The following is a 20,161-nucleotide window of genomic DNA, read 5'->3' as shown; positions in this document are numbered from 1 at the left end:
GTCTCTCCCGGTCAGTTGGTGGCGGGGCGGAAGGCGATGGTGTCCCCGTCGGCGGTGGCGACGCCCGCCACGGTGAACTCGTCCTCGTCCGTGAACGGGGTGTTGGTGCCGAGGTACGAGGTGGTGGTGCCGCTGGCCTGCACCCGGCCCTGGCTCTCGCTCGGGGTGAGGACCTGTGCGCTGGCCGGGCCGGTCAGTTCGACGGCGATCTTCGGGTACTCCAGGATCTTCCAGGTGACCTTCTGCGCGGACCCGCGGTAGTAGCGGAACGGGCAGCCCGGCGGCGCGGCGACCGTCTGCGTGGCGCACTCGTCCAACCAGGCGCGTACCTGGGCCTCGACGGCCTCGCCGGCCGTCGGCTTGAGCACCGGGGCCAGTTGGAGGGCCGCCGTGCTCTGCCCCGGGGCGACCGCCACGATCTCGCTCGGCGTCTCACCGAGCGCGGTGGCCGGGCCGGTCGCGGTGTACTCACCGGGCAGCAGCACCAGTGCGGGACCCTCGGCGGCGCCCGGCAGCGCCACCCCGTTGAGCTGCACCCCGGGGCCGGCGATCGGGGTGTCGAGCGGGGTCAGCCCACCGCTCACCTGCCAACCGTGGAAGAACCCGAGGGTGGCCTCGTCGTCGCGGCGCAGGGCGACCTCGGTGGTGCGCCGCCCCCCGGCCAACCGGTACGCCACGGTGGCGGTGGCGCTGTCGCCGTCCCGGTCCATCTTGGTGATCTCGACGTCGGTCGGTGGTCGATAACCCTTGCCGCGCACCAGTTGGGCGAGCAGCTTGCGGTCGGTGACGCCACTTCCGTCGCTCCGGAAGCCGAGCGCCGCGTCGCTGTCCCGGTCGGCGAGCGCGGCGAAGTATCCGTCGACAGTCGCCTGCGGCCGGAAGAACGCCCACTGCACCACGCCGAGCCCGCCGGTGCCGACGCAGGCCGCCAGCACGAGGGCGCCGACCAGCAGCCAGGTGCGGCGGGTGCCCACCGGGCCGGAGTGGCCGAACAGCCGCTCGACGGTGACGGGTTCGTCCGCGGCGGCGGCCACCGCGGGCGCCGACGCCCGCTCCAGCGCGTCGAGCCGCAGCTCGTGCGGGGGGTGGGTGGCGCAGACCGCCTCGTCCCAGCCGCTGCGGCCGGTCTCGAAGGACAGTCGCCGCTCCAGGACGCGCCGCATCCCGTCGACGTGCCCGGTGAGCACGGTGCCGAGGTCGGCCCGGTACTCGGCCGCCCGCACGTCGCGGGCGTGCAGCGGCAGCACCACGTAGCGCATGGTGAGCAGCACCGGCCAGAAGAACAGGAAGACCACGAAGTTGGTGCCCGGGTGCGGGAACGTCCGCATCAGCCAGGTCGGCAGGGCGTGTGCGAGGGTCAGCGGCAGGCCGACACCGCGGACGAAGGCGCTGGTGATCTCGTCGCCGGTGCGCCAGTGCACCAACTCGTGGCTGAACAGCGCGGCGACCTCCTCGTCCGGCTCGGTCAGCACCGCGGTGGTGATCACCACGTGCCGCGCGTACGTGCGGGCGTTGCTCAGGACCGGGTCGTCCTCCATCAGCAGCCGGGGCACGCTGTGCAGGCCGAGCCGCCGGGCGCACTCGCCCAGCACGGGGCTCAGCCGCGCGTACTCCCGGCGGCTGGGCTGGCGGGCGCCGGAGACCACCAGCAGACGCGGTTCCAGCAGCACCCGGTAGAGGGTGTAGAGCACCCCGATCAGCGCCGCCGCGGCCACCGTGCCGACCAGACCGGTGACCACCGTGAACGCCCCGTCTTCGGCACCCAGCCAGGGCGCCACGAGCACGGCGAGGAAGCCGATCAGGAACCCGGCGACGAAGCCGGTCACGCCGCCGAGCACCCCGCCGGAGCGGGTCAGGAACGCCTCCAGCAGGGAGCCGATCAGCGGGGCGTCGCGCAGCACCTGGGGCACCTGGTCATCGGCGCCCAACCCGCCGACGAAGAGCCCGGTGACGGCGAAGGTGAGGCCGCTCCAGAACGCCAGGAGCAGCGCGAGCGGTAGGTAGAACCAGGTGGCGACGAACGCGCCGAGCACGCCCCGCCAGTCCCGCAGGATCCCGGCGCGCAGCCAGACCAGCGCACTCGGATAGCCGGGCGGCCGGTCGGCGAACCCGCCGGTGGGTGGTGGGGCGGCCGCGGTCGGTGGCTCGGCCGCCCGGACGTCGAGCTGCGGCACGGTCGGCGGGGTGCCCTCCGGGGGCACGCTGTGCGGCTCGGTCATGCGCGCTGCTCCTCTGGGACGCCACGTCTGTCCCAACTGGACAGCGGCAGCAGGCTATCGAGCACCTCTGATGTGCGGCACCCCCTTTCCCAGGAACGTCGCCCACCCGACATTCACCGTCGCGCACCCCCGGGTGGTGAGCGCGAATGGCATGCTGTGGCCGTGGTCGCCGACGAACCTCCCGAGCGCCAGTTACGGGTGATGCCGTGGTGGCTCGTGCTGGTCGGTCTGCTGGTCGCCGCCGCCCTGGGCTGGCTGGTGCTCGACCTGCTGCTCGCCGAGGCCGACCGGGCCGGCCAGCCGGACACCCGCGCCACGCTGCGCATCGACGCGATCCGCACCGGCCTGACCGTGGTCGCCGGCACCGGCGGAGGGTTGGCCCTGCTGCTGGCCGCCCGTCGCCAGTGGATCGCCGAACGCGCGCAACGGCACCAGGAGAGCGTCGCCGCCCGCGACCAGGCACACCGGGACCGGGTGCAGGCGCACGCCGAGTCGGTGGCCGAGGCGGCGCAACGCCAGCAGGACCGGCACTCCGGTGCGGCCGAACACGACGCGGCCGAGCGCCGGCTGACCGAGCTCTACACCCGGGCCGTCGAGCTGCTCGGCAACGACAGCGCGGCGGTACGCCTCGGCGGCCTGCACGCGCTGGAGCGCCTCGGTCAGGACAACCCGGGGCAGCGCCCGACGATCACGGCGGTGCTCTGCGCGTACCTGCGGATGCCGGCGCCGGACGGCGAGCCGCGCGAGACGGAGGTCCGGCGCACCGCGCAGAGCGTGCTCACCCGGCACCTGCGCGCGGACGACGCGGCCCACTGGCCGGAGGTGGTGCTGGACCTGACCGGCGCCGCGCTCGTCGACTTCGACGCCACTGGCTGCACGCTCGTCGACGCGACCTTCACGGCGGCGACGTTCACCGGCACGACCACCTTCGCGGGCGCGACGGCCCGGGGGCGTCTCCAGCTCGGGGCGGCGACCTTCGGCGACGTGGCCTTCGACGGGCTCGCGGCCGATGGTGAGGTCCTGCTGGACGGCGCTCGCGTCGGCGGTGTGGCCAGCTTCGACGGGGCCGCCTTCACCGGTGGCCTGTCCTGTCGGCGGTCCACCTTCGCCGACCTGACCTCATTCCGCCGGACGGTCTTCGGTCAGCCGACCAGCTTCGACGCGACCCGTTTCGAGGACGCCGCCACCTTTCAGGAGGCCGTCTTCGACGCTGCCCTGTCGATGGAGCACACCGAGTTCGGCCGGTCGGCCACCTTCCACTCCGTCCGCTTCCGGGGCATGGCGTTGTTCCGCTGGACGGTGTTCGGCGCGGAGGCGTTGTTCGACCGGGCCCGCTTCACCGACGCCGCGAACTTCGGCCGGTCCCGGTTCCACCGCATGACCAGCTTCCGCGACGCGGAGTTCAGCCGGCCCCCGCAGGTCGATCAGGCCAGGGCGGTTGTCGACCCGGGTCACCGCTGGCCGACGGGCACGGTGGTGGAACGGCTCGACGACGAGTGGCTGCTGCTGGTCGACCGCTGACGTCGGGTCAGCGCCCGGTGGCGCGCAGCCCGTCCAGGGCCACGCCGAGCACCCGGTCGCGCTGCTCGGGTGACGGGAACTGGGCCATGGTGAGGCCGCTGATCAGACGCACCACGTCGTCGAAGCCGACGTCGGCACGGACCACGCCGGCATCCTGGGCGCGGCGCATCAGCGGCTCGCCGGCGGCGTAGATCTCCGTCCGGCAGCTGGTGAAGATCTCCGAGTCGTGCAGCAGCTGCTCGGCGAGCGCCCGCTTGGTGGCGACGTACGCGACGAACCGGTGCAGCCAGGCGACGAGCGCGTCCCACGGGGGCAGCTCGCCGAGGTCCTCGGCCGAGCGGCTCAGCGCCCGGACCTCCTCGACGTAGACGGCCTCGAAGAGGTGGCGTCGGCTGGGGAAGTTGCGGTAGAGCGTGCCGATGCCCACCCCGGCCCGCCGGGCCACGTCCTCCAGGGAGGCAGCAGCGCCGTGCTCGGCGAACGCCTCGCGCGCCGCCGCGATCAGGGCGTCGTAGTTACGCCGTGCATCGGCCCGCTTGGGCCGCTGGGCGAAGACCTCGGGCGCCTGCCCCGCGCTGGTCATGACGTGCGTCACCTCACCCTGGTTGCATCCGGAGGCAACCCTCCGCTAGCTTAGTGGAGGCACCCCTCCGGAAACCCCGGAGGCCTGCCTCCGGTTAGCTTACCTCGGGGTCCGCCCGATCGCCGCCTGGCCACCCGATCGCCCGGACCCGACAGCCCTGCCCGTCGCAGATGACGGGCCTCAGTACGTACTCAGGGAGTTTTCTCTCGTGGCAGCAACCTCCCGGCGCAGCTCGCGCCGGCTCACCTTCACCGTGCTCGCGGCCGGTGCCGGGTTCTTCGCGATGCTCCAGTCGCTGATCACCCCGGTGCTACCGACCATCCAGCAGGATCTGCACACCTCCCAGAACACCGTGACCTGGGTCCTGACCGCCTACCTGCTCTCCGCGTCGATCTTCACGCCGATCCTCGGACGGGTCGGCGACATGGTCGGCAAGGAGCGGATGCTCGTCGTCTTGCTCGCCGCGCTCGCGCTCGGCTGCCTCCTGGCCGCCATCGCGCCGAACATCGGCGTGCTCATCCTCGCCCGGGTCGTGCAGGGCATCGGCGGAGCGGTCTTCCCGCTGTCGTTCGGGATCATCCGCGACGAGTTTCCGGCCGCCCGGGTCTCCACGGCCGTGGCCTCCATCTCGGCGATCGTCGCCGTCGGCGGTGGCCTGGGCATCGTGCTGGCCGGCCCGATCGTCACCACGCTGGACTACCGCTGGCTGTTCTGGATCCCGATGGTCGTGGTCGGGCTGACCGCCGTGGCCGCACACCTGTTCGTCCCCGAGTCGCCGGTCCGGACCCCCGGGCGCATCGACTGGCGCGCCACCCTGCTGCTCTCCGGCTGGCTGGTGGCGCTGCTGCTGCCGATCAGCCAGGGCGCGACCTGGGGCTGGACCTCCACCCGGGTGCTCGGTCTGCTGGCGCTCGCCGTGGTGCTGCTGGTCGGCTGGCTGGTCGCCGAACTGCGCTCGAAGAACCCGCTGATCGACATGCGGATGATGCGTCTGCCCGGAGTCTGGACCACCAACCTGGTCGCCCTGCTCTACGGCGCGTCGATGTTCTCCGTCTACGCGTTCCTGCCGCAGTTCGTGCAGACCCCCACCGCCGCCGGTTACGGCTTCGGGGCGAGCATCAGCCAGGCCGGTCTGCTCATGCTGCCGATGCTCGTCGCGATGTTCGTCGCCGGCCTCGTCGCCGGCCGACTCCAGTCCGTCTTCAGCGCCAAGGCGCAGCTCGCCACCGGTGCCGCGTTCAACGTGGCCGCCTCGGCGATGCTCGCCGCCGCGCACGACACCCGCTGGGAGGTCGCCATCGCCGGCGGCCTGGTCGGCCTCGGCATCGGTCTGGCCTTCGCGTCGATGGCCAACCTGATCGTCGGCAGTGTGCCGGCCAGCCAGACCGGCGTGGCGACCGGTATGAACGCCAACATCCGCACCATCGGAGGCGCGATCGGCGCCGCCGTGGTCAGCGGCGTGATCACCGCGCACCCGCAGGCCAACGGCCTGCCCCGGGAGGCCGGCTTCACGACCGGGTTTCTCGTCCTCACGGCCATCGCCCTGGCCGCCGCGCTCGCGGCCCTCGCCGTCCCGTCCGCCCGGCGGGCGTCGGCCGGTCGCCGGCCGTCCACCGCGACGATCGTCGAGTCGGAGCTAGCCGGCGAGTTCGCCACCATGCCCGCGACCCGCTGACCGTTCGTGACACGGCCCGGGCGGTTCGCCGCCCGGGCCGCGCCATGTTCCGGAGTACGCTGGCCGCTCCCCCACCCACCGCCCGTCGTCTTTCAGGATGCGCCCATGTCCGAGTTGCTGACCGCCGACCGCATCAACGAGATCGGCAACCTGGGCTTCGAGAGCCCGGACCCGGCCGCGCTCGTCGCCGAACTGGTGGGCGCCGTCGACGAGGGGCGCGTCGCGGACCCGGACGACACCGGGTACGCCCTGCTGGTCGCCGTGGACATCCTGGAGCAGGCCGGCGACCTGGCCGACGCGCTGGCGCTGGCCACCCGCGCCGTCGCCGAACAGCCGGACGACAACGCGTACGCGCGAGGGGTGCGCGGCGGCCTGCTGCTGCGCCTCGGGCGTACCGACGAGGGCATGGCCGAACTGACCGCCCTGCGTCCGCTGCTGGAAACCGACCCCGACTCCATGTATCTGATCGACGAGCTGGCCGAGTCCGGCCACAGCGACACGGCGCTGGAATGGCTCACCGGGGCGCTGGACGCCATCCTGGAACGGACCCGGACCCAGCAGCACGCATCCGAGGACGCCCAGGACGAGGCCGCCGCCATGATCTACGGCCTGGCCCAGCAGCGCCACGACCTGCGCGAAGAACAGGGCCTACCGCACGACGAGTACGACAACCTCGCCGACCGCCTGCGCGCCGCGAGCGACCACGCGCTCGACGCCCTCGACGACGGCCCGGCGACGCTGCTGTTCTGGCCGCAGACCGAGTTCACCGCGCTGCTGTTGCGCTGGCCCACCCTCGCCGACAGCTACCCCGCCACGTGGGACGAGCACCGCGCCCAGATCGAACGCGCCCTCGTCGACGCGTCCGCGATGGGCGGCGCGGACCTGGGTGTGGCCGTCGGCACGGTCGCCGACCTGGCGGCCTTCGCCGACAGCGAGGGCAGCGACCCCACCGACGAGGAAACCCAGGACGAGTACGCCGACTCGCTCACCGGCCCCGACCTACGGGCCTGGCCGCCCGGCCGCAACGACGCGTGCTGGTGCGGATCGGGCACCAAGTACAAGAAGTGCTGCCTGCCGCGCTCGCGCGGCTGACGGTGTGCTTGCCGCTCGCGCGGCTGGCCGGTGGGTGTCGTGCTCGCGCGGCCGGCCCTCAGGACGCTTCGCGGAGGCGCAGGTCGGCCAGCCACACCTCGGCCAGGTCGCTGAGCTGGACGCCGAGGACCTCACTGAGGCAGACCACCGTGCCGAACGCGGGCGCCGGGAGCCGACCCACCTCGATCTTGCGGAGCGTCTCCGGCGAGATGCCGGCCGCCAGGGCCACCTCGACGAGGGGACGGCCACCTCGCGCGACCCGAAGCGCCGCACCGAGACGTTGACCCGCGGCGATCTGCGCGGGGGTGAGCGGTGGGCGAACCATGTGAGCAGGATAGATCTGCCGTCGCGGACCAGCAACGCCATCCGGGCGGACGCGCCGAGGCGTGGTATAAATATACCGCTACGGACAGGGAGGGTTGGTCGTGATCGAGCTTAAGTCCCCCGAGGAAATCCAACGGATGGCCGTGACCGGCCAGTTCGTCGGCGAGTTGCTGGCGGAGCTGCGGGAGGTCGCCGCCGTCGGGGTCAACCTGATGGACCTCGAGCGCCACGCCCGCCGTCGGATCAAGGAGCGGGGCGCCGAGTCGTGCTACTGGGACTACGCGCCGTCGTTCGGCCGCGGCCCGTTCCGCAACGTCCTGTGCCTCTCGGTCAACGACGCCGTGCTGCACGGCCTGCCGCACGACTACGTGCTGCGCGACGGTGACCTGCTGAGCATCGACATGGCGGTCGGGATCGACGGCTGGGTCGCCGACTCCGCGCTGTCCGTCATCGTCGGCACCCCCAGCCCGGCGGACCTCAAGCTGATCGAGGCCACCGAGGTCGCGCTTGCCGCCGCGATCGACGCCGCACAGCCGGGCAACCAACTCGGTGACATCTCCGCCGCCATCGGCGAGGTCGCCCACCGCTACGGCTACCAGGTCAACAACGAGTTCGGCGGGCACGGCATCGGCCGTACCATGCACGAGGCCCCGCACGTCGCCAACAAGGGCCGCCCCGGCCGGGGCATGACGCTCAAGCCCGGTCTGACGATCGCGATCGAGCCGTGGTTCTGCCGCGGCACCGACAAGATCAAGTTTGACGAGGACGGGTGGACGATCCGGTCCGCGGACGGCTCACGCACGGCCCACTCCGAGCACACCGTCGCGATCACCGAGGCCGGCCCCCAGGTGCTGACCACCCGCCCCGGGCAGGGCACCCGGCCGGCCGACCGCAGTGGACAGTCCACCGCGACGTCCTGAGCGGCGCACCTCCGACCAGCCCGCCTCCGAACCGGCCCCACCTCCGAACCGGCCGGCGCACCTCCCAGCCGGCCCACCTCCGAGCCGGCCCGACGAAGGAGACGATGCCGTGACGGCACCGGAGCAGCACGAGACGATCGAGGACAGCCCGGTCGGGTGGGTCGCCGAGCACATCCGGCGCTACGTGCAGACCGACGGCGCGGACGGCGACACCTTCTACGGCGTACCGTCGCTGCTGCTCACCACGCGCGGACGCCGCACGGGCAAACTGCGCCGCACCGCATTGATGTACGGCCGCGACGGCGACAACCACCTGCTGGTGGCGTCCAACGGAGGTGCCAGCACGCACCCGGCCTGGTATCTGAACCTGAGCGCCGACCCGACGGTCGAAGTGCAGGTCGGCGCGGAACGATTTACCGGGCGGGCGCGGACGGCGACGGGCGAGGAGCGGGCTCGGCTCTGGCCCGTCATGACGAAGGTCTTCCCGACGTACGCCCGCTACCAGAAGGGCACCGACCGCGAGATCCCCGTCGTCGTGATCGAGCGGGCGCCCTAACCGGGCGCTCTAGCCAGGGAAGCGGATGACCGGAAGGTCACCGCCGTCGCCGTACGCCTTGACCTCGCTGGTCAGCACCGAGGCGCCGTGCTCCAGGACAGGCGGCTCCGGCGGTGGAACCGCAGGTCGTACGGGCGAACGGCGGGTTGTGCTGCCACCACCCGTGGTCAGTTTCCCAGCGCTCGGACCTTGGCGATCGTCTCCTGCACATGCTGCTTGGCTGGGTCGCCGCCCTGAGACGCCTGCGCAAGCGCCTGACGATACGAGTCGATCATCCCGACCAGTGGACCAGCGGCAACGCCTTCCAGCGCTCCGGCGACGAGTGCTCGTGCCTCGGCTGCGTCCTGTGCTGCCGCTGCGGTCTTGGCCTTCGCCTCGTCCAGCTTCTGCGACGCCGCCGCCAACCTCGCGATGATCTGTGCTGCGCTCACGCGCACCTCCCCGTGATCGACCATCGCCTCCACCACCGCACCGGCGGAGACCACAAGGGAGCGTACGAGATCCGCGCACCCAGCGCGACCGCCTGATCGCGCATCAGGGACCCCACTACGGTAGATCTTGGAAGGATTCGGCCCCTCCAAGGGCACTTTCCTTCCAAGATCGCATGGCGTCCACGGGTTCAGCGCTCGGCGACGAACACCCCGAGCCCGTGAACACCCTGCACCCAGCCCTGGGCCTGAAGGACGAGGATGGCTTGCCGAACCACGGTCGTCGAAACACCGTGCTGAGCCTTGAGCTGCACCGTAGAGGGCAACTGGTCCCCCGGCGCAAGCTCCCCTGACTCGATTTGGCCCCGGATGTGGCAGTAAGCACAACACCTGCGTATGCCGCGTCCGCAGCCCTCCATGATCGTCACGAAGTCATTGAGATCGGGGTATCCGAGCGGCCTCGATGACCCGGTTTCAGTGATCTCGAGTGGATCATGCAAGGACCCTGCGCAGGGGACGCGTCGGGGTCAGCGCAGGCCGCGGACCAGCAGCAGGTAGGCGCAGTAGGCCATCGGCACCAGCAGGAAACAGATCAGGAACCCGAGCGGCAGATAGCGCGGCGGGGTGCCGGCGACCATGGCGGGCCGCCCCCAACGGCCCAGCACCAGGTAGCCGCCGAAGAACGCCACCGCCGGCAACCCCGCGCAGGTCCACGCACCGAGGGTGAACCCGTCGACCATCCCGACCCCGGAGGCCAGCACCAGGGCCAGCATGACCACCCCGGCGACGGCCGCGCACCCGACGTAGACGGCGACCGCCCGCGCCAGCGGCGACCACGTCGGCAGCAGCGCCGGCCGCTGGGCCAACAACTCCGCCTGCTGCCCGTGCCGGTCGGCCTCGTCGGCCATCCGCCGGGCCAACTCCAGCTCCACCACCGGGTCGACCGCCGCCGCCCGCTGCGCCGGCACCCCGGCGCCCGTCGGGCTCGCCGCCGTCGGCAACGCCAGCCGCGCCTCCCCCGCCGGCACCTGGGGGTACGCCCCAACACCCGCCCGCCCCGGCGCGCCGGCTGCGCCGTCGGATGCCCCGTCCCCGGTTCCGGCCGCGGTTAACGGGTCGGACCCGACGGCCGAGCCAGGACCGAACCCCGCAGCGGGGCCGGGGACGGAGCCGGCGGCGGGGCCGGAGCTGGGCGGCGGGCCGGGCCAGGCGGCGGTCTCGCTCGGACGACCCGGGGCGGGTCCGGCGGCCGGCTGGTCGACGCCGATCGCCTGGCCGAGTTGGTCGAGGCGCTGCCCCTGGGCGGTCAGCCGCTGGTGCAGGTAGTCGACGGCGGCGTGCAGGTCACGGCGGCGCGCGGACTCGGCGGCGGCGTGCTGCTCCCCGGCTCGGTGCTGCTCGGCGAGCTGTCGGGCCAGCGCCGCGTACTCCTCGAAGGACACGGTCACCGCTCCCCGTCCGGCTCGTCCGCCCGGCCGGCGAAGTCCGGCTCGTCCGCCCGGCCGGCGAAGTCCGGCTCGTCCGCCCGGCCGGCGAAGTCCGGCTCGTCCCCCTCGCCGGCGAACGGGACGATCAGCCGGGTGCGCTGGTCGTGCCGGTCGATCAGCAGCGCCCGGTCGGCGCGGGGTGTGTAGGCCAGGTCGTGGGTCCCGAGGTGCAGGGCCAGCTCGCTCCCGGGCACGTTGAGCGCCACCAGGCAGGCGACGTCGTCGCGGTTCTGGGTGCCGCCGAGGTCGTCGGCGAGCCGGCGCAGCCCCCGCCACCAACCGAGCAGGTGCACACCCTGCCCGGGTCCCTGGCGCAGGACTGTGCGCAGGTCGTCCAGGCCGGAGCGGAACGTGCCCGGGTCGGTGGCCCCGAGGACCGGCGCGGCGGCGTCCATCCCGAACACCACCAGGTACTCCCGACCGGCGGGCTCGGCGGCCAGCGCGGCGATCCGGTCGCGCAGTCCGGCCGCGTCGAGGCGCTGCACCGGGTGCCCGGCGGACCGCAGCAGCGTCTCGGTGTCGTCGGCGACACCGGCGGCGGAGCTGACCAGGGAGGCCAGCTGGAACCGGACATCGCCGGGGTTGTGCTGGCGGGCCAGGCTGAGTGTCGCGGCGCGCAGCACGTCCGCGCCGGCCGGTGCGGTGCCCACCACGGCGAGGTGCCGGCCGGGGGTGGCGTCCATCAGGAACAGCGCGGTGGTGCCGTGCACGTCGACGGTCCGGCCGACCAGGGCCATCGGACGCCGGCCACCGGGACGCAACCCGGCGAACGTGGGGTCGTCCTCGACCCGCGCGGCCTCGTACCCCCGGAAGACCGCAGGTGCCCGCGAGCCCGCCGGCCGGGCCTGCCACAGGTCGTGGCGCAGCGCGGCCAGGTCCGCCGCCGCGGCGTGCGCGTCGGGGAAACGCAGCACCGTGTCGGCGCCGACCGCCCCGGCGGCGGTGTTGATGACGGCAGAGCCGATCGGCAGGGCCGCGGCTGCGGTGTTGAGCTGGTCGAGCACGCCGCCACCGCCGGGTAGCGCCACCCGCAACGCGAACTGCCCGAAGATCGCCTCGGCCCGCCCGTAGAGGGCCTCGATGCCGGTCATGCTCTGGCTGGCGAGCACCAGGTGGATGCCGTACGAGCGGCCCTTGCGGGCCAACTCCTCCAGCAGGTCCACGGAGTCCCGGGCCAGCGTGTCGTTGCCGGCGAGCAACACGTGGAACTCGTCGATGACCGCCACGATGCGCGGCAGCGGATTGTCCCGGGGCAGGTCGGCGAGTTTGGTGACGCCGTGCCGCTTCAGCGCGGTGGCCCGCCGTTGCGCCTCCCGGCGCAGCTCGCGCAGGACGGCGAGACCGTACTCGCGGTCGGATTCGATGCCGACGGCACGGGCGTGCGGCAGCCAGGACGGGTCTCGGCTGGTGGGCACGAACTCGGTGAAGCTCACGCCCTCCTTGAAGTCGAGCAGGTAGAGCTGCAACTCGGCCGGGGAGTAGCGGGCCGCCAGTCCGTAGAGGACGTCGAGCAGGAAGACGGTCTTGCCGGCGCCGGTGCGACCACCGACCAGCCAGTGCGGGGTGGCGTCGTCGAAGGCCAACGTCAGCGCGGCGCCGCCGGCCCGGCCGATCACCGTGCGCAGGCCGTTGCCTGCGGACTCGACCCAGCGCCGCTCGGGCAGCAGGTCGGTGAAGGGCAACGCGTCGGAGCGGCGGGCGGCGGCGGCCAGGTGTTCGGCGAGCGCGCGTACCGACGCGGCGGGCGGGTCACCGTCGAGCAGTACGGGAGCGGCGAGACCGGAGCCGTCGGCGCTGAACGGGGTGCCGGGCGGGTCGCCGACGTAGGCGTACCCCTGGTCGAGCCGGACCGCGGTGGTGCCGCCCAGCGGCGTCGGGGTCTCGCCGGGCAGCCGGGACGGGTGGCCGGCGAGCAGCACGCACACGGCGGCGGCCGGGCCGGCATGGGTGAGCGCGGCGAGCCGGGCCAGCTCGCGCGGCGGCGGCGCGGCGGTGGCCACCACCACCAGCAGGTGCCGGGCGGCGGACTGGGCGTGCTGCGCGGCGCGGGCGTGCCGCTCGGCGGCGTCCAGCAGCGCGGCCACCTCGGCCTCGGCGGTGGCCGGCGGGTCGAGCACCCCGGCGTCGAGCAGTGGTCGCAGCGGGCCGAAGGTCGCGCCGAGCGCGGCGGTGTCGATCCCGGCGACGCGGACCTGACCGGGCGGCGCGGTGGCGACCAGCCGTAGCACCAGCGCCCGCAGCAGCCCGGCGACCCGCGGGTCCCGGGCGTCGGTGTCCAGGGCCAAATGGTGGCCGCCGCCCAGTGGGACCAGCACCGGAAACCCGCCGTCCGAGGTGGACGCCTCGCCGATCCGTACCGCGGTCGGTTCGTCCATCAGCGGGGTGACGCCCGGTGCGGGGGTGGCCAGGGCGCCGCCGAGGCGGGCGAGGCGGGCGACCAGCGCGTCGACGCCGGCCGGGGCGACGGTAGCCGGTGCGGTGCCGAGCGCGTTCCGGGCGGCGTCGAGGTGCGCTCGGGCCGCCCGGTGGGAGTTGATCGCCTGCCCGTACGCCGACGCGAGCCTGCCCACCCTCTGCCCCCAACGCCGACGGCCGTCTGGTCCCAGGAACCCTAACGGACGGCGGTGGCACCCGGACAGTCCTGCGAGGACGTGTCCCGCCGGACCCGTCAGGCAGGGCCGCACGGCACGGGGTCGGGCGCGTCGGCCAGCCCGCAGCGGAACACCTCCACCGGCGCGGTCGCCACCTGCGGCACCTGCTCGACCCGGAGCAGGGCCAGCCGTTTGTCGACCGGCTCGCCCGACTCGGGCGTGAACCGGATCAGCCCGGCCACCCCCCGGTAGCCCTGGCCAGCGTTCTGCCGGAGCACCTCCGCGTGCACGGCGACCGGGTTGACCGACGTCGGCTCCCACCGTTGTCGCGGGTCGGCGTGGTGCAGCCGGGCGGCGAGGCTCTCCACCGCCCGGATCATCATCATCGCCGCGTCGTAGGCGAGGCTGACCCGCTCGCCGACCTGGTGCCCGGAGTCCGGCCGGCAGCGCGGCGGATCCAGCAGGTCGTCGGCCTGGATCCAGGACAGGAAACTGGCTCGGGCGTCGTCGCGGCGCTCCTCGGCGACCCGCAGCGCGGCGCAGGTGGCCAGGGATGCCTTGGAGACGTACGTAACCGGCAGGTTGCCGGGGGCCGCGGCGCGCAGCCCCGGGTTGGCCATGTAGCGGTTGACCGAGTCGTCGGCGACGAGGTGCCGGGGCGGGTTGCCGCCGCACTCGCGCAGCGCCCGCAGGAAACCGTCGAACTCCGACCAGCGGCCCGCGTAGAAGAGCAGCCCGGGGTAGCCGCACTCGTCGACCAGCCGCTCACCGGTGCGCCACTCGTCGAGCCGGGTCATCCGGGCGCCGAACCGCTGCCGCAGCCCGTCGACGAGGGTGCCCACGTAGAGGTCCTCGGTGAGCGTGCTGCCCTCCAACGTCGTGTAGTAGACGTGCGCCTCGTCGACCTTGAGCACCTGCTGGGCGTAGGCGTCGACCATCTCCACCTGATCGGTGTTGGACGCGGAGATCTGCAGGTAGAGGCGGGAGTTGGCGTCCATCCGGTCGGCGGAGAGCGTGGGTGCCAGCACCGGCAGCCCGACCTTGTTCAGCTCGCGCAGCGCTCGGGCGGTGCTCGTCCGGCTCTCCACCAGGCCGACCACCCCGACCACCGTGGGGTCGTCCGAGGCCAGCTCGGCCAGCATCGACACGGCCCGGTCTGCGTAGATCATCTGCCGGCCGCCGTTGGCCACGACGATCCGCAGCAGCGCGGCACCGTCGGCGCCGGCCGACTCCTTCAGCAACGCGTACTGGGCGGTCGCCATCCCCTCCAGTTCCTCCCGTTCGGAGACGTACGACTCCTCGTCGGCGCGAGTCCGATTGCCGGTGAGCGTGCCCAGGTAGACCAGGGTCAGGAAGGGCCGGCGTCGGTCGCTGCGCTGCCAGACCTCCTCGGCGGCGCGGTTCTGCGCGAAGATGCGCCGCTGGATCTTTCGCAGACCCTCCTGACCGGGGTCGTCGTTGAACACCTGCGCGGCGCTGTCGCTGTAGCCGACACACTCGCCGCTGGCGACCACCTCGACCGAGACCCGACCGCCGGTCAGCGACGGGTGACACCCCGGCGCCCACCGGCTGCCCGCCCACACACCGAGCGCCGCCACCAGCACCAGGCACAGCGCCGCCGGCAGGAAGCGCCGCGACCACCAGGGCGGGTCGGGCGCGGAGAACGGTCGCATGCCGCCACGCGACGGCGGGCCGGTGTCGGAGTCGTCGGGGCGCAACGCCACCAGCCAGGCGGCCGGGCGGCGCAGCCGCCGCATCTCCGGCAGCGCCTCAGCCCACTCGTCGTACGCCTCGTCGGCCTCGGTCAGCGGGTGCGGCTCGGGCAGTTCCGGCGGTGGTTGCCCGCCGGACACGACGATGAGCAGCGGGTCGTTGCGGCCCGTTTCGGTGCGGACGTCGCCGATCAGGCGGACCAGTTCGCCGCCGACGTTGCCGGGGGCGGCGTGGTCGAGCAGCAGCGCCGGGTACGCGGTGCGCCGCCAGTCCGACGGACGCCACGGCCGACGCCGGTACGCCTGCCGCAGGTCCTCCAGGAACGCGTGCAGCAGCAGTTTGTTGACCTGGTCGGGTTGCTCGCCGTCGCGCCACCCGGCGGTGAGGCGTTCGGCGAAGCCGAGGAACGTGACCGACTGCCGGGGCGCCAGGTACTGCTGGCGCATGAACCAGTTGTAGTGCCGCCCGATGACCGGCACCCGGCCGGAGACGGCGGCCCGGAAGACCACGCTCGGCACGGCGCGGCGGACCAGCCAGAGCAGCACCTGCGAGACGATGCTGACCGCGTCACCACCGGAGGGCAGCGCCTCGGGGGTACGCGTGCCCCGGCGATCCCGCAGCCGGCGTACCAGGGCCGCCCTGCTGTCGTCGGCGTCGACGCCGAAGCTGAGGCTCTGGTGCATCAGCCAGTCCGCGAGCGGGTAGTGCCGGAAGCGCAGCCGGGCGGCGCCGAACGCCTCCAGGGAGAGCTGTCGGTGCAGTTCGCGCAGCAGCGCCGGCACGTCCCCGGCGCCCGGCGGCGCGTCGGCGTCCAGCACGGCGTGCGGCACCCGCCGCCGGGGCCCCTGACCGAGGAATCGGCGCAGCGGCACCATCAGATCCGAGGTGTCGGAACGGACCAGCCAGAGCAGTGGCAGTCTCCGGTCACCGCGGCGGGGTCGCCGCAGCAGCCGTGCGAGCAGCGCGAAGAATTCCAGCCCACCGGCCGGCAGCCGGTCCCGACCTCCGGGCGACTGTCGCTGGCCGATCAACTCCCGCTTGGGCACCTCGGACCGCGGCACGCGTCACCTCCGATCCACACAGTGTGACCTTGCGGCGCAAGGCACGCCAGTGACCGGTGGCCGACGGTCCACCGGGGACGGCGACGGCAGGTCGGGCGCGGCAGGCCGGCGACGCTCACGGTTGTCTATTAGGTTGGCGTGGCGAACACCCGATGGAGGGAGTCCACCCCGTGCGACGAATGTTCACGGCGGCCACCGCCGCCCTGACCCTCACCACCGCCGGCACCATGCTCGCCGGCACCCCCGCCCAGGCCGCCCCGACCGGTTGGGGCCGACCCGTCGTCACCGCCGCGCCGCAACCCGGCGCACCCGGCCTGGGCGACAGCTACTTTCCCGACTACGGCAACGGTGGCTACGACGTCGAGCACTACGACGTCCGGCTGCGCTACGACCCGGCGTCCGACCAGCTCAGTGGCACCACCACGATCCTCGCCACGGCGACGCAGGACCTCTCGGCGTTCAACCTGGACTTCCTGCTCGACGTCGAGTCGGTGCGGGTCAACGGGTGGGCGGCGAGCACCAGCACGGCGGGCGCCCACGAGCTGGTGGTCACCCCGACCCGCACGGTGACCCGGGGCCAGCAGCTCACCATCGTGGTGCGCTACGCCGGCGTCCCGTCGGAGACCCTGGTCGGCGGCTACACCGGGTGGACCCGGACCGACGACGGGGCGATGGCGGTCAACGAGCCCGAGTCGGCGTGGTGGTGGTTCCCGAGCAACGACCACCCCCTGGACAAGGCCACCTTCGACATCTCCGTGTCGGTGCCCACCGGCGTCGAGGTGATCAGCAACGGCGTGCAGCCGCGGCCGCCGGCCGCCGAGGCGGGCAACCGCACCCGCTGGATCTGGCGGACCACCTCCCCCACCGCCCCCTACCTGGCCTTCCTGGCCATCGGGCAGTACGACATCGTCACCGACACCACCCCCGGCGGTCAGCCGGTGGTCAACGCTTACAGCACCTCGCTGGGTGCGCTCGGTCCGGCCGCACGGGCCAGCATCGAGCGGACCGCCGAGATCGTCGACTGGGAGAGCGGGATCTTCGGCCCGTACCCGTTCGAGGCGCAGGGCGGCGTGGCCGGTCCGGTGGACGGCATCGGCTTCGCGCTGGAGACCCAGACCCGACCGGTGTACGGGCCGGGCTTCTGGCGGCGCGGCGCCAACACGTACGTGGTGACGCACGAGCTCGCGCACCAGTGGTTCGGTGACTCGGTCTCGGTGGCCGACTGGCGCAACATCTGGCTCAACGAGGGATTCGCCTCGTACGCCGAGTGGCTCTGGTCCGAGGAGCAGGGCGAGGGCACCGCGCAGGAGGTGTTCGACTTCGCCTACGCCAGTTACCCGGCCGACGACGAGTTCTGGCAGGTGCTGCCCGGTGACCCGGGCGCGGCCCGGATCTTCGACAACGCCGTCTACGACCGGGGCGCGATGACCCTGCACCAGCTGCGGCTGGCCGTCGGCGACGACGCGTTCTTCGAGATCCTGCCGGCCTGGACCGCCGAGCACCGGTACGGCAACGGCACCATCGAGCAGTTCCAGGCACTCGCCGAACAGATCTCCGGGCTGGACCTGGACGACCTGTTCACCACCTGGCTGTTCACCGCCGGCCGACCCGACGTGGCCACCACCGCACGAAAGGCCACCGCCGCGCCGACCGCACCGAAGTCCTGGGCCAAGATCAGCGAGTCCCACGACCTGCTGTCGCACTAGAGGCAGACCAGGCACCGACCGGAAGGGCCGTCGCTGACGCGGCGGCCCTTCCGTCGGTCCACGGTGGTCCTGCCGGGTAGAGGCGGCCGCCACCAGTACCGCGCCCCGAGCCGGCGCCGGCAGCAGCAGGGGTGACGGCGGCGCAAGACGACGGGCGGGGAGCCCGCGGCTCAGGACGTCGGCGTCACCGCACCGGCGGTGCTCGCCTCGATGGCGCGGATGTGCCGGTAGGCGAACCAGAGCGGCGGGAACGCGCCGACCGCGAAGGACAGGTCGATGAGCGTCCAGAACCAGGGGATGTCCCGGATCGGGCCGCAGATCACCGCCAGTGGAACGATGCCCGCGCAGGCGATCATGCCGACCTGCACGACCCAGACGTTGCGCACCGGGTCACGCAGCGGCCCCCAGAACGCCACCGCCAGCACCAGGTGGGCGAACGCCAGCCAGTCGGTGCCGTAGAGCAGGAACGGGTAGTCCTCGTCGGCCGTCACCAGCCCGGTGTGCACCCGCTCGATCCAGTCGACCAGGGCGGGAAGCTGGTCGGAGAGCGGGTCCAGTACGCGCAGCAGCCAGCGCACCTCGATCTCCAGCGGAAATGCGGTGGCACCGCTCAGGAAGAGCCCGATCAGCACGATCCACAGCCACCGACGGGTCCGTCGCAGCCGCTCCTCGATGTCCATGATCGCAGCGTAACGATGATCTTCGTGTCGTCCTGTCCCGTGCGCGGGCCACCGGGGGTGACCGCTGTCTCAGCGACGCGCCGCCGGTCCGGCCGTGGCCAACTCCCCGAGCCGGGACGCGCCCAGCCCCACGCCGGCGGGCGCGATGACACACACCGCCCCGGCGGGTCGGACGATGCGGGCGGCCCGGAACGCCACTCGCCGTACCGGATGACGAGGCCGTGGCGCGACCAGCGCGAGGGCCGCGCGGGCGTGCTGGCGGTCCAGGGCGACAGCCGCCGCCACCGTTGCGATCGCCGCGGTGGACCCGGCGAGCACGAGCGTCTGGCGCGGCCCGGCATGTTCGGCGAGCCAGCCGAGCAGCGGAGCACCGACCGCGGCCGAGACCGAGCCGGTGACCGCCAGCGCGGCGAGCACCCGGCCCCGCATCGCGCCGTCGGTGTCGAGTTGGGCGCGGGTGCCGACGGTGGTGTCGATGACCACCGCGGCGGCGGCGATCGGCAGGATCATCGCGGCGAAGCTCCAGGTCCCCGGTGCCAGGCCGGCGACGATCTCCAGCCCGCTGGCGAATAGACCCGCGGCGACCAGGGTCCGGTAGCCCAGGGAACCTCGGCGGGCCGCGACGAGCGCGCCCAGCACGGTCCCGACCGCGAACACGGTCGACAGGACACCGTAGCCGGACGCACCGGCGTGCAGTGGCCCGTCGCTCATCGCGGCCATCGTCACCTGGTAGTTGCGGCCCAGGCTGCCGAGTACGAACGCCAGGGCGAGCGCGAGCAGCAGCACCGGCTGCCCGCGCAGGTACGCGAAGCCGGCGCGGACGCCGTCGTGGGTTCGGCCGGTCGCCGTCAGCGTCGGTGGGGTTCCCGGACGTACCGCGAACAGCGCCACCACCACGGCGGCGAAGCTCGCCGCGTTGATGCCGAACAGCAGGGCGGGTCCGACGGCGGCCACCACGACGGCCCCGAGGCTCATGCCGAGGATGCGCCCGGCGGAGTTGGTGAGGGACCCGAGCGCCAGGGCGTTGCCGAGCGTCTCCCGGTCGACGAGGGTGGCGGCCCACCGCCCCATCACCGGGCCCTCGATCGCGGACACGGCACCGGTGCCCAGGGAGATCGCGAAGATCAGCGGCAGGCCGCCGACCCCGGTCAGGGCGACCGCCGCCAGTCCGGCGGCGAGCGTCGCGTGGGCCACCTGGGCGGCGATCAGCAGCGGACGGGCGGGCAGGCGGTCGGCCAGCACACCGCCCCAGACGCTGAGCAGCAGCGTGGGCGCCGCCTGGAGCAGCACGGCGAAGCCCATGGACGTCGCGGAGCCGGTTTCCTTCAGGACGTACCAGTTGACGCCGAGGACCTGCATCCAGGTGCCGATGACGGAGACAAAACCGGCGAGCGCCCAGATCCGGTAGTTGCGGTGGCGCAGCGCGGCGAAGGTGGCACCTCTGGCCACGACGGACCTCCAGCGATCGGCAGCATGATCATTCATGCCGATCGCAGTGCGGTTCGGCAGCCGGCAAGTCTTGCCGGCCTAAACCTCTTTGCCCACCTTTGTGAGTGGCTTCACCAGCGGGAATGCCCGGCCGGTGCGGCGGCAGAACCGCCCCAC

Annotated in this window: 16 protein-coding genes; 6 read left to right on the top strand and 10 right to left on the bottom strand. The window is 73.2% G+C overall.

Annotation, left to right across the window (positions count from 1 at the left end):
- Positions 1 to 11: 11 nt before the first annotated feature.
- The gene (locus tag AB0A90_RS22740) at positions 12 to 2,219 is read right to left on the bottom strand and encodes a M48 family metalloprotease (RefSeq protein ID WP_357251225.1); all 2,208 of its coding nucleotides are present in this window, start codon (positions 2,217 to 2,219) and stop codon (positions 12 to 14) included.
- A gap of 162 nt (positions 2,220 to 2,381) precedes the next feature.
- Between AB0A90_RS22740 and AB0A90_RS22735 the strand changes: the two genes are divergently transcribed.
- Positions 2,382 to 3,740 (top strand): pentapeptide repeat-containing protein, encoded by a 1,359-nt coding sequence (locus tag AB0A90_RS22735; RefSeq protein WP_357251222.1) that lies wholly within the window; start codon positions 2,382 to 2,384, stop codon positions 3,738 to 3,740.
- A gap of 7 nt (positions 3,741 to 3,747) precedes the next feature.
- On the opposite strand, the gene AB0A90_RS22730 is transcribed toward AB0A90_RS22735, so the two are convergent.
- On the bottom strand, positions 3,748 to 4,323 hold the full coding sequence (locus tag AB0A90_RS22730; protein ID WP_357251219.1) for a helix-turn-helix domain-containing protein: 576 nt from the start codon (positions 4,321 to 4,323) through the stop codon (positions 3,748 to 3,750).
- Between the two features lie 208 nt (positions 4,324 to 4,531).
- On the opposite strand from AB0A90_RS22730, the gene AB0A90_RS22725 reads away from it, so the two are divergent.
- Together AB0A90_RS22725 and AB0A90_RS22720 are read left to right on the top strand one after the other, a co-directional pair.
- Entirely contained in the window at positions 4,532 to 5,998 is a 1,467-nt protein-coding gene (locus tag AB0A90_RS22725; protein ID WP_357251216.1) for an MFS transporter, read from the top strand.
- Between the two features lie 105 nt (positions 5,999 to 6,103).
- Complete coding sequence (locus tag AB0A90_RS22720) at positions 6,104 to 7,090, top strand: SEC-C domain-containing protein (RefSeq protein WP_357251214.1); 987 nt, start codon at positions 6,104 to 6,106, stop codon at positions 7,088 to 7,090.
- A gap of 58 nt (positions 7,091 to 7,148) precedes the next feature.
- Here AB0A90_RS22720 and AB0A90_RS22715 read toward each other — a convergent pair whose 3' ends face one another.
- Positions 7,149 to 7,415 carry a helix-turn-helix transcriptional regulator gene (locus AB0A90_RS22715; protein WP_357251211.1) on the bottom strand — a complete coding sequence of 89 codons (267 nt, stop codon included), beginning with the start codon at positions 7,413 to 7,415 and terminating at the stop codon, positions 7,149 to 7,151.
- A gap of 100 nt (positions 7,416 to 7,515) precedes the next feature.
- Here AB0A90_RS22715 and map point away from each other — a divergent pair, with 100 nt between their 5' ends.
- Positions 7,516 to 8,334, top strand: coding sequence for a type I methionyl aminopeptidase (gene map / locus AB0A90_RS22710; RefSeq protein ID WP_357251209.1), 819 nt, complete (start codon positions 7,516 to 7,518; stop codon positions 8,332 to 8,334).
- Between the two features lie 109 nt (positions 8,335 to 8,443).
- Positions 8,444 to 8,890 (top strand): nitroreductase family deazaflavin-dependent oxidoreductase, encoded by a 447-nt coding sequence (locus AB0A90_RS22705; protein WP_357251207.1) that lies wholly within the window; start codon positions 8,444 to 8,446, stop codon positions 8,888 to 8,890.
- 167 nt (positions 8,891 to 9,057) lie between these two features.
- On the opposite strand, the gene AB0A90_RS22700 is transcribed toward AB0A90_RS22705, so the two are convergent.
- The 5 genes from AB0A90_RS22700 to AB0A90_RS22680 all read right to left on the bottom strand — a co-directional run bounded on the left by AB0A90_RS22700 (position 9,058) and on the right by AB0A90_RS22680 (position 16,170).
- The gene (locus AB0A90_RS22700) at positions 9,058 to 9,345 is read right to left on the bottom strand and encodes a DUF6244 family protein (RefSeq protein WP_231394634.1); all 288 of its coding nucleotides are present in this window, start codon (positions 9,343 to 9,345) and stop codon (positions 9,058 to 9,060) included.
- A 164-nt stretch (positions 9,346 to 9,509) separates the two neighbouring features.
- Complete coding sequence (locus tag AB0A90_RS22695) at positions 9,510 to 9,737, bottom strand: winged helix-turn-helix domain-containing protein (RefSeq protein WP_357251437.1); 228 nt, start codon at positions 9,735 to 9,737, stop codon at positions 9,510 to 9,512.
- A gap of 108 nt (positions 9,738 to 9,845) precedes the next feature.
- Entirely contained in the window at positions 9,846 to 10,760 is a 915-nt protein-coding gene (locus tag AB0A90_RS22690; RefSeq protein ID WP_357251205.1) for a hypothetical protein, read from the bottom strand.
- Between the two features lie 2 nt (positions 10,761 to 10,762).
- Positions 10,763 to 13,375, bottom strand: a complete 2,613-nt coding sequence (locus AB0A90_RS22685) for an FtsK/SpoIIIE domain-containing protein (protein WP_357251202.1) — start codon at positions 13,373 to 13,375, stop codon at positions 10,763 to 10,765.
- A gap of 98 nt (positions 13,376 to 13,473) precedes the next feature.
- On the bottom strand, positions 13,474 to 16,170 hold the full coding sequence (locus tag AB0A90_RS22680) for a hypothetical protein (RefSeq protein ID WP_357251199.1): 2,697 nt from the start codon (positions 16,168 to 16,170) through the stop codon (positions 13,474 to 13,476).
- A gap of 170 nt (positions 16,171 to 16,340) precedes the next feature.
- On the opposite strand from AB0A90_RS22680, the gene AB0A90_RS22675 reads away from it, so the two are divergent.
- Positions 16,341 to 17,876: a M1 family metallopeptidase gene (locus AB0A90_RS22675; RefSeq protein ID WP_357251197.1), complete on the top strand. Its 1,536-nt coding sequence runs from the start codon at positions 16,341 to 16,343 to the stop codon at positions 17,874 to 17,876.
- Positions 17,877 to 18,046: 170 nt separating this feature from the next.
- Here the strand turns inward: AB0A90_RS22675 and AB0A90_RS22670 are convergent, their stop codons facing one another.
- Positions 18,047 to 18,556 (bottom strand): hypothetical protein, encoded by a 510-nt coding sequence (locus tag AB0A90_RS22670; RefSeq protein WP_357251195.1) that lies wholly within the window; start codon positions 18,554 to 18,556, stop codon positions 18,047 to 18,049.
- 69 nt (positions 18,557 to 18,625) lie between these two features.
- Positions 18,626 to 20,005 carry an MFS transporter gene (locus AB0A90_RS22665; protein WP_357251192.1) on the bottom strand — a complete coding sequence of 460 codons (1,380 nt, stop codon included), beginning with the start codon at positions 20,003 to 20,005 and terminating at the stop codon, positions 18,626 to 18,628.
- Positions 20,006 to 20,161 lie beyond the last annotated feature (156 nt).

This window comes from Micromonospora sp. NPDC049204 (genome assembly GCF_040647935.1).
Taxonomy (GTDB): Bacteria; Actinomycetota; Actinomycetes; order Mycobacteriales; family Micromonosporaceae; genus Micromonospora.
This window is presented reverse-complemented; position numbering and strand designations above follow the sequence as displayed.